Here is a 14,319-nt window from a genome sequence, read left to right as displayed (position 1 = left end):
AAATCATGTCTGACAATTATGTCGCCCTGTTGGGCACAAAGGGGGGGCCATCCATTCGCCCCGGTTCCTCCATGCCGACTTCAAACCTGTTTGTTTTGAACGGCCAGAAAATCGTCGTCGATTGCGCCCTTGGCGTGACCCGCGGCTTGGTCGATCAGGGGATGAACCTGAAAGAGCTGTCCACGATTTTTATCAGCCACCTGCATTCCGACCACTATCTGGAGCTGGGGCCCTTGATCCACACCGCATGGTGTTCGGGATTGACCACAATGATTGATGTCTACGGACCGGCTGGACTTCAGGACTATTGGGACGGCTTTGCGGCTTCGATGAAAGCCGATATTGACCTGCGGATAGAGGACGACGGGCGCGATGACCTGCGTGATTTTGTACGCGTCCATGTGATCGACGAAGGCGTGGTTCTGGAACGCGGCGGGCTGACAGTTTCAGCCATCCGCACTGAACACCCGCCGCTGATTGACAGTTTTGCCTTTTCCTTCAGAACTGCCAAGCACCATGCGGTTTTTTCCGGCGACACGGCCCCGATCCACGCGCTTGAGGATTTTGCGCGCGGTGCGGATCTGTTGATCCACGAGGCCATGTTGGAATCCGCTTTGCCATCCTTGTTGGAACGTGTCGGCAATGGCAGTGACAAGCTGATGCAACATTGGCTGCGGTCCCATAGTTTTGCCCATGACGCGGCGAAAACGGCCACTGCCGCCGGTGTCAAACGTCTGGCCTTGTCCCATCTTATCCCGTCGGATGACCCCAGCTATGGCCCGCAGGATTGGCAAAATGCCGTCGCTGATTACTGGGACGGTCCGCTGATCGTCGGGTCAGACGGCGTTCGGATTGATCTGTGACACGCACAACCAGCCAGCTGATCGCGGATCGCACCCGTTTGATGGGGCCGAATGTGTCGACTTTTTATGATGAGCCAGTGCATTTTGTAAAAGGCGAAGGCGTTTGGCTTTGGGATGCCGACGGGCGCAAATATCTGGATTGCTATAACAATGTACCGCATGTCGGGCATTGTAACCCCCGCGTTGTCGATGCGATCTGCCGTCAAGCCAGCACGCTGAACACGCATACACGCTATCTGCACGACGGCATTTTGGACTACATCGAACGGCTGACAGGCACGATGGATGCCTCGTTGGATACAGCGATTTTGACCTGCACGGGGTCCGAAGCCAACGACATTGCCCTGCGTATGGCAGAAGCCGTAACTGGCAAGCGCGGCATCATCGCCACTGACGCCACCTATCATGGCAACACATCGCTGGTCAGCCAGCTGAGCAAGTCCAACGTTCCAACCGTCGGTTTCGGCCTTGGGCAATATTTTCGCTTTGTAGATGCGCCCGATAGCTATCGCCGCCCCGACCCTGATGGCACCGGTTTCGCAGCCAAGGTTGCGGCGCAAATCGACAGCCTTGAACAAGACGGTACAGGTTTTGCGGCGCTGGTCGTCTGTCCATATTTCCTGAACGAAGGGTTTCCCGACAATCCCGACGGCTGGCTCAAACCTGTTGCCGACGCCGTGCGCAAAGCGGGCGGAATGCTGATTTGCGACGAGGTCCAATCCGGTTTTGGACGGACCGGAACCCATCTTTGGGCGCATGAGAAAATGGGGGTGGTGCCTGACATCATGGTTCTGGGTAAACCCATGGCGAACGGCCATCCCGTTGGCGGCGTGGTTGCCAACCGCGACATCGTCAAAGCGTTCAGATCCGGCTACCGATACTTCAACACCTTTGGCGGCAATCCGGTGTCTTGCGCCGCAGCAATGGCTGTTTTGGAAGAAATCGAGACGCAGAACCTTGTGGCGAATGCAAATACAGTCGGCGACCATGCCCGCAGCCGATTGACCGCGCTGGCCGCCAAGCACGAGGTAATCGGTGATGTGCGGGGCTCGGGCCTGATCTTTGGTGCGGAGCTGGTCACAGACCGCACCACCAAAGCCCCCGCCAGTGACCTGACCGACCGCATCATCAACGAAATGCGCCATAGGGGGATCATCCATTCGAAGCTGGGGCGGCACAAAAACACGCTCAAAATCCGCCCGCCCATGCCGTTTTCGATCGAGAATGCAGATCTGCTGTTTGACACCCTCGACGATGTTCTGACGAAGGCCAACAAGTGAACGACACAGTGGAACATGCGCTCGATCTTTGGGGCCTCAAAGGGGCTAACTGTAGGCTGATCGCAGCCCGTGAAAACGCCGTCTACAAAGTCGAAGACGCAACGCAGACCTTTGCCTTGCGATTGCACCGCCAAGGCTATCGGACCGACCTTGAGCTTTGGTCAGAACTCAAATGGATGGCGGCGACAAGCGCGGGCGGAATCGATGTCCCTGCACCCGTTTCGTCCGTCCACGGCCAAATGCTTCACCTTGTGGACGATGTGCAAGTGGATGTTTTAACGTGGCTTTCCGGAGAACCGCTTGATGCAACACTTGCCCGCCAAACTGGTCCGGACCGCGCCGCCTTGTTCCGCAGACTCGGCTCTCAAATGGCACGGCTACACCGGGTTTCAGATGCATGGACCCCGCCTAAAGGGTTCACACGATGCCAATGGGATCAAAGCGGATTGTTGGGTGAGGCCCCGCTATGGGACCGGTTTTGGGACAATCCGGCCCTGACGGCCCAAGAACGCGCCCTATTCACCCAGATACGCCAACAGGCGCAACGCGACTTCACCCGTATCTCGGCAAAGCTGGATTTCGGCTTGATCCACGCGGACCTTGTGACGGGGAATGTGATGGTTGACGGCCCCCGCATGCGGTTCATCGATTTTGATGATGGCGGCTATGGTTTTCGGGTTTTCGACATCGCAACGGCCTTGCTCAAACACATCGATGCGCCGGACTATCCCATTCTACAAGACGCCTTGATTTCCGGCTACCGCAGCGAGCGCCCGATTGATCTTGCGGCGCTCGATCTGTTCCTTGTTTTACGGGCCGCCACCTATGTTGGCTGGAACATCACCCGTATGGGTGAAGACAACGACGGGGCGCGCAATGCGCGTTTTATAAAGACGGCCAAACGCCTCGCCTTGGCCTATTTGGCCTAGGCATCACTGGCTAAGCGCCGCCTTCATGTTTGCGCGTGGAAAACAGGTCGCGGCCTTGCCATTCGCCTCTTGCCACCGCCCGATAGACCGCCGCGTTTTGAAGCCGGGCAACCCATCCGCGCCGCCAACATCGTGACCGCGCTTTTCCAATCCGCGTTGCATCACCGCTATATCAGAGCGCAGCATTGCATCGATCTTGCCCCAAGGCGCGGAAAAATCACCCATACCATATTGAATCCGGTCCCCGACATTCCCGACAAACAAGGCATAGAGATCGCTGGTGTTGTAATCCTTCAGCACATAAAAATTGGGCGTGACGATAAAGGCAGGGCCACCGCGTCCGGCTGGCATCAACAACGATCCCTTGGCGCGTAATTCACGGTCAGGAAAGGGTTTTCCGGACACCCGCGTCACACCCATTTTGGCCCAGTCGCTGATTTTGCGCGCTTGATCCGGCCCCTCAAGGGTGCAGGAAACAGAAGGCGGCAGCGTCACTTCGAATCCCCAATCGCGGCCCTTTTGCCACCCGTGCTTTTTCAGATAGTTGGCGATGGATGCGATGGTATCCGTTTCCGACCCCCATATATCCGCCCGACCATCGCCGGTTCCATCAGCTGCATATTTCAAAAAGCTACTGGGCATGAATTGCGGTTGCCCCAGCGCACCGGCCCAGCTGCTTTTCATGCTACCTGCCCGAATGTGACCGGCCTGCACGATTTGCAACGCCGCGGTCAATTCGGATGCAAAGTAGTCTTTGCGCGTGCTCATAAACCCTTTGGTGGCCAGAACTTCGAACGGATTGTGTTTGATGGCGACCTTGCCATACCCGCTTTCGCGGCCCCAAATTCCCAGAATGATGCGGCCCGGAACGCCGGTCTTGCGCTCCGCTGCAGCCAAAGCCTTGGCATGCGCTTTGGCCATTTGGCGCCCGCCCCGCGCCGCCGCGTCGACAGATGAGCGGCGAAAATACTTTGACGGCGCGCCAAACTCGGCCTGCGATTGCTTGCGCGGCACTGCGGCCGCACCCGGCGGCACCAACCCCGGAAGTTTCCAGTTCAACGTCACCCCGTTTAAAGACGCATCAAACACGCCGCGCGAAACGCCCTTTTTGCGGGCTGCGGGCCAGGCTTCTTTTTGCAGCCATGTCTGGAATTGCTGTTCAACTGCACCGCGATTTTGCGCAGCGGCGGCGAACGGAACGGTCAGCAGGCACAAGGCCAGTAGCAAAAAACGTGGCAAAACAAAAAGCTCCGGGCTGGTTTGACTGTCCGTATAGTGAACAGCTTTGACGGTTTGGCCAGTGGTTTTGCGCGGATCGGCGGGGTTAAGCCACTTGCGCAGCCAGCCTTAGATGACGATGGGGGCCGTCTGGCGGAATATCCGGTCAACCATGCTCATTGCAGCAAGGGCCGAGGTCCGCGGCGTATCGGGCAAGCTCGCCCCGCAGATGGAAAATTCAAACGTTCCAAATGACCCTTTGGCGCTGATCGTGTGGGTGTTTCCCGCTGCCTTTGGATCGGCAATCAAACAGGCCTGCGTTTGATCAAAGCCTAGTCCCGCCAAGGCCACCGCCGCAGCTACATTTGCGTTTTTCGGGTAGTTTAAGGCGGCACCGCGCGCGCTGCCTTCGAACAATGTCGCGGGTCCGTTCAATGCATCCAGATCAACCACCGCCTCGGCCTTGGTCCCGCGCCAGCTTTGCGGAGGTTTGACGCCGGTATAACGCACCTCGTCCAACCCGCCGATTTTGGCGGCTGACAAAGCATCCAAGGCTCCAATCGCGCCCGATGCCAAATGCAGTTGGGTTTGCCCGTCCTGCGCGGCAGATTGCAGCCCATTGTAGGTGTCTTGATCCGCCAGCGCCCCAAGCGACGCGCTGAGGACCGGCACACCGCGCCGTAGAAAAGCCGCGCCATGGCCAAGCAAACACGGATGGCCCGCACAGTCCACCACCAGATCCGGCAATTTGGTCAGATCATCTGCCCCATAGATTAAAGGGATATCCGCACCCAAAGCGGTTATGGCAACCTCTTCGCGGCCTTTTCTGACAACACAATGGCTGGGTGTCCAAGGGCTGCCTTGCAGGTGGCGGACAACATATGTCGCCATGGCCCCGTAACCGATCACTGCTACTTTTCGCATCATCCACCCCCGATAATCATTCGCCCTTCGGTATCTGCAATAGCAGGGCTGAACACAAGAAAAAGGCCCGATCCTGCGATCGGGCCTTTTGGATACTTACTGCCGACAAGCGGGCTTTATTTCCCGTCTAGCGAGCCGTGACCATGACCAGAGAGGCCACCGGAGACTTCTTCAACGGATTCGTCTGACAGCTCTTCGGGCAAGATCAGGTTCAGCACGATGGCAATCACAGCCGCAGGAAGCAGGCCGGATGTCATCAAGATGCGCAGAGTATCAGGCAGATACTGGACCGCTTTGGGATCCAGTTGCAGACCCAGACCAACCGACAGGGCAATCGCAAAGATCACCATGTTGCGGCGGTTCCACTTCACGTCGGACAACATCGAGATACCCGCCGCAACAACCATGCCAAACATAACGATCACACCGCCACCAAGCACTTCGATCGGAATGGTGCGAATGACCGCGCCGACTTTGGGGATCAGCCCGCAGATGATCAAGAAAATCGCGCCGATGGTCACGACATGGCGGCTCATAACACCGGTCATGGCAATCAGGCCAACGTTTTGGCTGAACGAGGTGTTCGGGAAACCGCCAAAGACACCCGCGACCGCAGAACCGACACCATCCGCATATGTCGCGCCGGTGATTTCTTCTTCGGTGGCTTCACGGCCAGCCCCGCCCTTGGTGATGCCTGACACATCGCCCACGGTTTCAACCGCCGATACAAAGGCCATCAGGCAGAACCCGATAACGGCGGCAAAGCTAATCTCGAAGCCATATTTGAACGGAACCGGGAAGGCGATTGGCGCAGCGCGGCTCCAGCTTGTTGCGATCCCTTCGACCGATACCATGCCCATCATCATCGCGTAGAGATATCCGACGAAGATACCGATCACGACGGCTGAAACAGCCAACATACCTTTGGCGTAGAACTTAAGACCAAGCGTCACAAAGATCACAACCAAAGCCGCTGACCAGTTCAAAAGCGAGCCATATTCGGGTTTGTTGATCGCAGGAACACCGCCCGCTGCGTATTGAATGCCGACTTTGACCAGCGCCAGACCGATCATTGTAACAACCAAGCCCGTGACCAGAGGCGGCAGTGCGAAACGGATCTTGCCGATGAATGTCCCGATAACAATGTGGAACAGGCCACCGATCAAAACGCCGCCGAACAAGGCTGGAAGCGCTTCGACACCTTTGCCCGCAACCAAGGGAATCATGATTGGAATGAACGCAAACGATGTCCCTTGAACGATGGGCAGTCGCGCGCCAACCGGACCCAAACCAATGGTCTGGAACAAGGTGGCAATGCCCGCAAACAACATCGACATCTGGATCAGATAGGTCATGTCAGGAAAACCCTGCGCGCCTGCATCTGACCCAAAGCCAAAGCCCGCCGCACCGGCAATGATGATCGCCGGTGTCACGTTGGACACAAACATTGCCAGAACGTGTTGGATGCCAAGTGGAATAGCGCGGTGCAGCGCCGGTGTATAATTAGGATCGCGGAGCTGCTCCGGCGTTCCGATGGATGTATCAACCATGTTTAACTTTTCCCTATTTTCTCGTGAACCAGTCTTAGCGCTGGTGTTTGATTTCGTTCTCAATCGTAAACGGAGTATCAAAGTGATGCTCCTCAAGGTTCGGGCCGTCGCCGATCCGATCCACAACTGCAAATAATCCGGGCGCATGCAGGGGCGTTAACACCCCGTGCCATGTGCCCTTGTGATAGTTGACGCCCTGTCCCGGCGCGGTCAGGAAGGCCTGCGGCACGCCCGGTTTGCCGCCTTCGTCCGGAGCGACCACCACCACAAAGGGGTCGCTGCCCATCGGTAAAAAGGCCTGACTGCCATCAGGATGCCGTTCGACCAGATCCAACACGATTGGAAACTGGCGCGCTTCGCCCTGAAACAGGCTGATGCCTGCCTTGCCATCGCTAAAATCCAAGCAGGCGCGGTCATGATAGCGTCCGCATAATCCGGCGTTGATCATCTTGTCCGGCGGGCCGGACACATCCAGAACATCGCCAAAGGGCGCGAATGCCTCGGCCGTCAGCGGTGTCAGGGTCAAAACCTTGCTCATGCGCCCAGCTTTTCGATCAACCGCAATTGGGCAATCCGCTCAACCTGTTTGCAGGCCTCTGCGAATTCAGTTGCGCGATCATTGTTGATGCGCCGTTCAAAGGCCTCAAGGATGCTGGCCTTGGTGTTGTCTTTGACAGCGATGATGAATGGGAAACCGTATTTGCCGGTATAGGTGTCGTTCAAATCCGTGAAATGCGCCCGTTCCGCGTCGGTTAGCAAATCAAGCCCTGCGCCCGCCTGTTCGGCGGTGCTTTCTGCCGTCAAACGCCCCGCAGAGGCCAGTTTACCTGCCAGATCCGGATGTGCGGTCAGCACGCCCAAGCGTTGCTGTTCAGAAGCAGATCTGAACACCTGTGCCAAAGCCTGATGCACACCTTGGGCGCAATCATGGGTTGGCCCCATTTCCGCGTCATGCGCGGCCTCGGCAATCCAGGGGCTGTGTTCGAAAATACCGCCGAATTCCGCGACAAAGGTGGCGCGATCCATGTCAGACGGACGGGTTTGGGGTTTTGGCGGATGCTCTTGCGCCCAGTGCTGTGCAATTTCAAGCCGGGTAGCGAACCAGACCCCATCATGGGATTTGAAATGCTCAATTGCCCGCCGCAACGCAGCAGCCCGGCCCGGACGGCCAATCAAGCGGCAATGCAGACCGATCGACAACATCTTGGGCTGGCCCGCTTCGCCTTCTTCGTACAGGTAGTCAAAACTGTCCTTCAGATAGCTTTCAAACTGCTCGCCATTGGTGAAACCCGCTTGGATGGCAAAGCGCATGTCGTTGCAATCCATCGTGTAGGGCGTGATCAACTGGTCGTGGCCGTCGAAATGCATCCAGTAGGGCAGATCATCGGCGTAACTGTCCGCGACATAGTCAAACTGGCCGGTTTCAGCCACCAGACGCACCGTGTTGTTTGAACAGCGCCCTGTATACCACCCGCGCGGCGGCGTACCCACAACTTCGGTATGCAGGCGGATGGCCTCGGCGATTTGGGCGCGCTCTTCGTCTTCGGACATATCCTTGTGTTCGATCCATTTCAGACCGTGGCTGGCGATTTCCCAGTTCGACGCCTTCATCGCGGCAAGTTGCTGCGGCGCCCGTGCCAGCGCTGTCGCGACGCCATAAACGGTTACGGGCAGATCGCCCAGTAACCGGTGCACCCGCCAGAAACCGGCACGCGATCCGTATTCATAGATCGATTCCATATTCCAATGGCGCTGGCCGGGCCATGGCTGTGCGCCAGTGATTTCCGACAAGAAGGCTTCGGATGCAGGATCACCGTGCAAGACGTTGTTTTCGCCACCTTCTTCGTAGTTCAAGACGATCTGGACCGCGATCTTGGCCCCGTTCGGCCAATTGGCTGCAGGGGGGGTGGCACCATATCCAGTCATGTCACGGGGGTAGCGGTTCACTGCGTCATTCCTCTGTTGCTCGTGTCATCTGTAATCCAAAACAATCCTTCTGTTTTTCAAAAAAAACTATAAGGAGCCTTTTGTACGCAATTATTTGCGGCACAGACGCAATTCTGCCTATTAATCTATCAATCAAACTCAAGAGGCTCTTATGACAGGATATTTGACAACGCATGTGCTGGACACAGCGCGTGGCTGCCCCGCCGAAGGCCTGAAGATTGAACTGTTCAAGATCAACGGTGACAGCCGCAGCCTACTGAAAACGCTGACAACCAATGATGATGGCCGCACCGACGAACAGATTTTACCCGCCGCCGAATTTGAAACCGGTGTCTATGAGCTGGTTTTCCATGCCGGTTCCTATCTGGATGCCATCGGAACCCCGCCCGAAAGCCCGCGGTTTCTTGACGTTATTCCGCTGCGGTTCGGGATGTCCGAGGCATCCCACTACCATGTGCCGCTGCTGCTATCCCCGTTCGGATACTCAACCTACCGCGGCAGCTGAGCCTGAATAGAGCTGTTGCGAACCTCTTCGCTGATACGGGTGATCACATATTCCATGAACAATCGTGTCTTGGGGTCTTGGCGTTTGCGATGGGTAAAAAGACACGCCATCTGAATGGGTTCAGGTGGCGTTTTTGTTGCAACGGGGATCAACCGTCCGGCTTTGATATGTTCGGCCACCTCAAAGATCGGCTTCATGGCAATGCCGTTCCCGGCCAACGCCCAATCGGTGAGCACATCACCATCATCGGATTCGTAGCGCCCCGACACCGCAAAGCGTTTCGGCCCGTCCGGCGTATTCAACCGCCATTGAAATTCGGTGGCTCCGGGAAAGCGCAGGCTCAGGCATTCGTGTTGGCCCGACACGATTTCCTCGCCCGTGTCCGGATTGCCATGTGCATCGATATAAGCGGGCGACGCGCATAAAATTCGGTCGACATCGGCAATTTTACGGATGCGCAGATTGCTGTCTTCGGGTTGGCCAAGGAAAAACGCAAGGTCCAGCCCTTCGGTTGTGAGGTCCACTTTGCGGTCTGTCAGACGCAGCCGGATTTTGACCTCTGGATACTCTTTCAAGAACCCCGGCACTTGCGGTGCAATCAAACGGCGCCCCACCCCAAGCGGTGCCGCCACATAAAGCGAACCGCGCGGATTTTCTGTGATGTCCACAACCTGCGCCTCGGCGTTTTCCACGGATTCCAAAATCTCGCAGGCCCCGCCGTAAAACGCCTTGCCCTGCTCTGTCGGGGTCAGGCTGCGGGTGGTCCGTTGAAACAAACGCACACCCAACCTTTCTTCCAGCTGCGAAATCCGAGACGAGGTCACGGCAGGAGAAATGCGTAAATCTCGCCCAGCAGCAGACATACTGCCTAATTCGTAGACACGAACGAACGTGCGGATGTTATCGAGATATGACATTGTTTTGTTTTTTTTGATGCTGCTTGGCTTTTTGTGACAATACCAGAGCAATCCCGACCCGCATAGTGTAATCGGGAACTCGAATCTTTGGAGGCTTGCCATGTATGATTTGGCTATTTTGTGGGACTGGATCGCTTTTGCCGTCCGCTGGTTGCATGTAATCACAGCAATGGCGTGGATTGGTGCGTCCTTTTTCTTTGTCGCGCTGGATTTGGGCCTGAAGAAAGCGCCAAACATGCCCGCCGGCGCCCATGGCGAAGAATGGCAGGTGCATGGCGGTGGCTTTTACCATATCCAGAAATATCTGGTGGCCCCCGAAAACATGCCAGAGCATCTGATCTGGCACAAATGGCAAAGCTACATCACATGGGTGTCCGGTGCGGCACTACTCATGATCGTATATTGGGTCGGCGGCGAGCTGTTCTTGCTGGATCCGACCAAAGCCGAATTGTCGCTGTGGCAGGGGATCTTGATCTCCGGTGGCTCGCTCACCATTGGCTGGATCTGCTATGACTTCATGTGCAAATCCAAGCTGGGCGAAACACCCACAGCACTGATGTTATTGCTGTTTGTGATCCTTGTGGCCATGGCATGGGGCTACAATCAAATCTTTACCGGCAGGGCCGCCTTGCTGCATCTGGGGGCGTTCACCGCCACCATCATGACGGCCAATGTGTTTTTCATCATCATGCCGAACCAGCGCATCGTGGTCAAAGACCTCAAAGAAGGCCGCGTGCCGGATGCAAAATACGGCAAGATTGCCAAGCTGCGGTCGACCCACAACAACTATCTGACGTTGCCGGTGATCTTCTTGATGCTCAGCAACCATTATCCGCTGGCATTTGGCACCGAATACAGCTGGCTGATCGCAAGCCTTGTGTTCCTGACCGGCGTCACCATCCGGCACTATTTCAACACGCTGCACGCCACTGGCAAAGGCCCGAACTGGACATGGGTCGCCACAGTGATCTTGTTCATCGTAATCGCTTGGCTGTCTACCATTCCCGGAATGGACACCTACGAAGAAGCCGAGGCCCGCGCGCTGACTCCCTATGAACAACGGTTTGCATCTGCCGAAGGCTTTGAAGACGCCTATGACAGTGTGATCAGCAATTGTTCGATGTGCCATGCCCGCGAACCGGCATGGGACGGGATGCATTGGCCACCAAAAGGCGTTTTGCTGGAAACCGAAAGCGATGTTGTCCGTCACGCTGAGCAGGTGTTTTTACATGCTGGCCTAAGCCATGCCATGCCCCCGCCCAATGCCATTCAAATGGATGACGAATCCCGCGCAACCATTGTTGCGTGGTATCGTGCCGCCAAATCCAACTAGGCCTTTGCCAAGCGCCCTAAACGGGCCTTGCAAAGATCACTTGTCGCCCCCTTGCCGCGCAGTTGTGAACTGATAGGGCGACACCGAATACAGTTCCCGGAACCGTTTGGCAAAATACGAACTGGACTGAAAGCCGCTTGCCATTGCGATCTCGGCGATCGGTAAATCGGTTTCTGCCAGCAAGGAACGGGCATAGGCCAGACGTTGACGTTGGCAGTATTGCCGTGGCGACATGCCCAGATGTTTGGCAAACATCCGTTCGATCTGACGGCGCGATACTTTCACCCGCTTGGACAGGTCTTCCATATCAATCGGATCTTCGCGGTTTTCTTCAAAGATTTCTAAAATTTTGACCAGCTTGGCGTTGCGAAGCCCCAATGCCGCTGACCGCGAGGATTGCTGGGAATCCCGCCCTTGCCGGTGGACATTGTGAATGCACATCTCAAGCACCGCTTGCGACAGTACAGGACCGTAGCGATCAAATATCAGGTGTAAAAACAGATCGGTTGACGCATGGCCGCCGCTTGACGTCATAATCTTCTTGTCGATGACATAGAGCTGCTCTTTGACGTCAAGATCCGGGTATTGTTCGCGAAATGGCGGGATGTTTTCCCAGTGCATTGTGAATTCTGTTCCGCCCAGAATTCCGGCCTTTGCCAAAGTGTAGGCCCCTGTGCAAATCCCGCCGACGACATGGCCCGACCGCCATTGCAGCCGCACCCAATCCGCCGACTTACGAGAGGTGGATTGTTGCGGCAGCACGCCGGAGCACACAAAAACATGCGCATTGCGTTCCAGTTTGCACAGACCCGAATCCACCGGAAAACTGATGCCATTGGAACAGGTCACCGGATTGCCGTCTTCGGACAAGGTATGCCACCGAAACAGGGGTTTACCGGACAGTTGATTGGCAACCCGCAACGGCTCGATTGCCGAAGCGAAGGCCAGCATGGAAAGGTTCGGAACCAGCAAGAAATAGACATTCAGAGTTTCAAAGCTCTGATCCATCGGAACAAAGGCCACCCCGCTGGGAATAATCTCTTTCTTTGGCATAGAAAAATTCCCGGTGTTCCAAATCCGCTGGGGCACATTCCGTTTTGGGCCGTGCTTTCCCACATAAACAAGTTATATCTGATTCTTACACCGTTCAAGCCACCTGTTTTACCGTCAAAAACAGGTGGCTTGAACGGCCCGATGCTGCACGGCGACACCATTTTACGTCTCTGGTTTAAAAAAAATGGCTCGGGCGGTGATCCAGCTTTCGGATCGGCACGTATCTACACTATGATCACGGTAACAGAACATAAGCCGCCTACTCGATATCCCGTTGGTAGGCCGCCAACAAAAGGCATTCATGTGCCGTCAAAAGATGAAACGCTGTCTGATCTGACGATCTGGTTGCTCGCTGTGCGAGACCAGCGCGATAAAGTTGCTTTCGGAAAGTTGTTCGATTTTCTAGCACCACGGCTCAAAGGCTTTGTGATGCGAAACGGAACGGCAGCGGCGCAGGCAGAGGACGTCGTTCAGGATGTGATGCTGACGGTTTGGCGCAAAGCGTCGATGTTTGATCCGCACAAGGCCCAAGCTTCGGCCTGGATTTATCAGATTGCCCGCAACAGACACATTGATGTCGCCCGAAAAGAAAACCGCCCTGTTCCAGACGAACTTGGCGAAGATCCGGGCCAGGAACCAGACGCAAGCCAGATTCTAGCCGTCGAACAAGAAGCATCAAAGCTGAAACAAGCCCTGCAACAGCTGCAACCGGATCAACGCGCTATGATAGAAAAAGCCTATTTGGGCGATCTATCCCATCAAGAAATAAGTACCCAAACGGGCCTGCCCCTTGGGACAGTGAAATCGCGAATTCGGCTCGGCCTCGGGCGTTTGCGAACAGAATTGAGAGGGTTGCGCTAAATGTCAGCAATCACACACCACATCCCAGATGCCATGATCGCGGCATACGCGTCCGGCAACCTGCCCCACCAATTCGCAATGGTTGTGGCCAGCCACATTTCACTTTGTGCGGAATGCCGTGCGGCCCTTGGCGCACATCAGGCCGCTGGCGGCGCTGTGCTCGAAAGCACAAGCAGCGTGGCCCTATCTGCCAACCTGAAGACAAACCTGATGTCTTTGCTGGATGAACCAACAGTTCCCGAACCCGTCTATGACGCCAAAGGGATTTATCCCGGTCCAATCATGCAAGCGCTGAAAGGCAAGCCTTTGCGCTGGAAAAAGCTTGGCATGGGGGTTCGTCAAAGCCTGTTGTCAGAAAGCGAATCCGGCTCGACCCGTCTGCTCTATATTCCTGCTGGACAAGCCGTGCCTGACCACACGCACAACGGATTGGAGCTGACCTTGGTTTTGCAAGGCAGCTTTAGCGATGAAACGGGGCGTTTCGGTGTCGGTGATGTCGAAATCGGCGATCAGGATCTGGAACACACCCCAGTGGCTGATGCTGGCGACGCGTGCATATGCCTTGCAGCAACGGATGCGCCATTGCAGTTCAAAGCCTTTCTGCCGCGATTGTTACAACCCTTGTTCCGCATATAATCAACGTCTCAAGAATGACGAAAATGGCCTGCATGACAATGCGGGCCCTTTTCGTTTTCGATCTGTCAAGAAAAGTCCCCGAGGCATCCACGGAGGCTTTTTGCTACTTTCCGCGGTAGATCATCCAGTCTGGCAGCACATGGAGCGCTTTGATGACCCAGGAAAACGGCCGCGGAAAATCGGTTCGAAATCGCCGCGACCGCATCGCCTTTAAAACATATCCCGCTGCCGTTTCAGGGGACATAAGCTGCGGCATTTCAAAGTCATTCTTTTGGGTCAGACGGGTCTTGATAAAGCCGGGGT

General features: G+C 55.9%; 14 protein-coding genes and 1 pseudogene. 7 read left to right on the top strand and 8 right to left on the bottom strand.

Annotation, left to right across the window (positions count from 1 at the left end; genetic code table 11):
- The first annotated feature begins 5 nt into the window (after positions 1-5).
- From C8N36_RS13760 to C8N36_RS13750, 3 genes are read left to right on the top strand one after another with little or no spacing between them, the layout of a single operon-like run.
- On the top strand, positions 6-863 hold the full coding sequence (locus tag C8N36_RS13760; protein WP_097805391.1) for an MBL fold metallo-hydrolase: 858 nt from the start codon (positions 6-8) through the stop codon (positions 861-863).
- Positions 860-2,143, top strand: a complete 1,284-nt coding sequence (locus tag C8N36_RS13755) for an aspartate aminotransferase family protein (RefSeq protein WP_211318244.1) — start codon at positions 860-862, stop codon at positions 2,141-2,143. Before C8N36_RS13760 ends, C8N36_RS13755 begins: the two co-directional genes overlap by 4 nt.
- Positions 2,140-3,072 (top strand): phosphotransferase enzyme family protein, encoded by a 933-nt coding sequence (locus tag C8N36_RS13750; RefSeq protein ID WP_097805392.1) that lies wholly within the window; start codon positions 2,140-2,142, stop codon positions 3,070-3,072. The genes C8N36_RS13755 and C8N36_RS13750 overlap by 4 nt, the downstream gene beginning before the upstream one ends.
- A gap of 3 nt (positions 3,073-3,075) precedes the next feature.
- On the opposite strand, the gene C8N36_RS13745 is transcribed toward C8N36_RS13750, so the two are convergent.
- The 5 genes from C8N36_RS13745 to puuE form a co-directional block, all read right to left on the bottom strand.
- Positions 3,076-4,311 carry a lytic murein transglycosylase gene (locus C8N36_RS13745; RefSeq protein ID WP_097805393.1) on the bottom strand — a complete coding sequence of 412 codons (1,236 nt, stop codon included), beginning with the start codon at positions 4,309-4,311 and terminating at the stop codon, positions 3,076-3,078.
- Positions 4,312-4,419: 108 nt separating this feature from the next.
- On the bottom strand, positions 4,420-5,214 hold the full coding sequence (locus C8N36_RS13740) for an aspartate dehydrogenase (protein WP_097805413.1): 795 nt from the start codon (positions 5,212-5,214) through the stop codon (positions 4,420-4,422).
- Positions 5,215-5,330: 116 nt separating this feature from the next.
- Positions 5,331-6,764: a nucleobase:cation symporter-2 family protein gene (locus tag C8N36_RS13735; protein ID WP_110767909.1), complete on the bottom strand. Its 1,434-nt coding sequence runs from the start codon at positions 6,762-6,764 to the stop codon at positions 5,331-5,333.
- A 34-nt stretch (positions 6,765-6,798) separates the two neighbouring features.
- The gene (locus tag C8N36_RS13730) at positions 6,799-7,302 is read right to left on the bottom strand and encodes an ureidoglycolate lyase (RefSeq protein ID WP_097805259.1); all 504 of its coding nucleotides are present in this window, start codon (positions 7,300-7,302) and stop codon (positions 6,799-6,801) included.
- Positions 7,299-8,711 carry an allantoinase PuuE gene (gene puuE / locus C8N36_RS13725; protein WP_097805260.1) on the bottom strand — a complete coding sequence of 471 codons (1,413 nt, stop codon included), beginning with the start codon at positions 8,709-8,711 and terminating at the stop codon, positions 7,299-7,301. The genes C8N36_RS13730 and puuE overlap by 4 nt, the downstream gene beginning before the upstream one ends.
- 151 nt (positions 8,712-8,862) lie before the next feature.
- Between puuE and uraH the strand changes: the two genes are divergently transcribed.
- Positions 8,863-9,216: a hydroxyisourate hydrolase gene (gene uraH, locus C8N36_RS13720; protein ID WP_097805261.1), complete on the top strand. Its 354-nt coding sequence runs from the start codon at positions 8,863-8,865 to the stop codon at positions 9,214-9,216.
- On the opposite strand, the gene C8N36_RS13715 is transcribed toward uraH, so the two are convergent.
- On the bottom strand, positions 9,201-10,133 hold the full coding sequence (locus C8N36_RS13715) for a LysR family transcriptional regulator (RefSeq protein WP_097805394.1): 933 nt from the start codon (positions 10,131-10,133) through the stop codon (positions 9,201-9,203). The two genes, uraH and C8N36_RS13715, sit on opposite strands and share 16 nt — an antisense overlap.
- Before the next feature lie 100 nt (positions 10,134-10,233).
- Between C8N36_RS13715 and C8N36_RS13710 the strand changes: the two genes are divergently transcribed.
- Positions 10,234-11,466: a urate hydroxylase PuuD gene (locus C8N36_RS13710; RefSeq protein WP_097805262.1), complete on the top strand. Its 1,233-nt coding sequence runs from the start codon at positions 10,234-10,236 to the stop codon at positions 11,464-11,466.
- Positions 11,467-11,502: 36 nt separating this feature from the next.
- On the opposite strand, the gene C8N36_RS13705 is transcribed toward C8N36_RS13710, so the two are convergent.
- Positions 11,503-12,519, bottom strand: coding sequence for a GlxA family transcriptional regulator (locus C8N36_RS13705; protein WP_097805263.1), 1,017 nt, complete (start codon positions 12,517-12,519; stop codon positions 11,503-11,505).
- A 303-nt stretch (positions 12,520-12,822) separates the two neighbouring features.
- Between C8N36_RS13705 and C8N36_RS13700 the strand changes: the two genes are divergently transcribed.
- Positions 12,823-13,380, top strand: a complete 558-nt coding sequence (locus C8N36_RS13700; RefSeq protein WP_245910820.1) for a sigma-70 family RNA polymerase sigma factor — start codon at positions 12,823-12,825, stop codon at positions 13,378-13,380.
- On the top strand, positions 13,381-14,016 hold the full coding sequence (locus C8N36_RS13695) for a ChrR family anti-sigma-E factor (protein ID WP_097805264.1): 636 nt from the start codon (positions 13,381-13,383) through the stop codon (positions 14,014-14,016). It begins immediately after the preceding gene.
- A 103-nt stretch (positions 14,017-14,119) separates the two neighbouring features.
- On the opposite strand, the pseudogene C8N36_RS13690 reads toward C8N36_RS13695, so the two are convergent.
- Positions 14,120-14,319 (bottom strand): annotated as a pseudogene (locus tag C8N36_RS13690) (SDR family NAD(P)-dependent oxidoreductase); the annotation flags it as partial.

It is taken from the genome of Pelagimonas varians (assembly GCF_003208435.1).
In the GTDB taxonomy this organism is placed as follows: Bacteria; Pseudomonadota; Alphaproteobacteria; order Rhodobacterales; family Rhodobacteraceae; genus Pelagimonas; species Pelagimonas varians.
Note: the sequence above shows the minus strand (reverse complement) of the source record. Positions and strands in the feature narration are given on the sequence as shown.

Bases quoted from the DNA above. Each gene is read 5' to 3' on its own strand.
- C8N36_RS13730 (WP_097805259.1), bottom strand. From the start codon at position 7,302: ATGAGCAAGGTTTTGACCCTGACACCGCTGACGGCCGAGGCATTCGCG.
- C8N36_RS13710 (WP_097805262.1), top strand. From the start codon at position 10,234: ATGTATGATTTGGCTATTTTGTGGGACTGGATCGCTTTTGCCGTCCGC.
- C8N36_RS13705 (WP_097805263.1), bottom strand. From the start codon at position 12,519: ATGCCAAAGAAAGAGATTATTCCCAGCGGGGTGGCCTTTGTTCCGATG.
- C8N36_RS13695 (WP_097805264.1), top strand. From the start codon at position 13,381: ATGTCAGCAATCACACACCACATCCCAGATGCCATGATCGCGGCATAC.
- C8N36_RS13760 (WP_097805391.1), top strand. From the start codon at position 6: ATGTCTGACAATTATGTCGCCCTGTTGGGCACAAAGGGGGGGCCATCC.
- C8N36_RS13735 (WP_110767909.1), bottom strand. From the start codon at position 6,764: ATGGTTGATACATCCATCGGAACGCCGGAGCAGCTCCGCGATCCTAAT.
- uraH (WP_097805261.1), top strand. From the start codon at position 8,863: ATGACAGGATATTTGACAACGCATGTGCTGGACACAGCGCGTGGCTGC.
- C8N36_RS13715 (WP_097805394.1), bottom strand. From the start codon at position 10,133: ATGTCATATCTCGATAACATCCGCACGTTCGTTCGTGTCTACGAATTA.
- C8N36_RS13740 (WP_097805413.1), bottom strand. From the start codon at position 5,214: ATGCGAAAAGTAGCAGTGATCGGTTACGGGGCCATGGCGACATATGTT.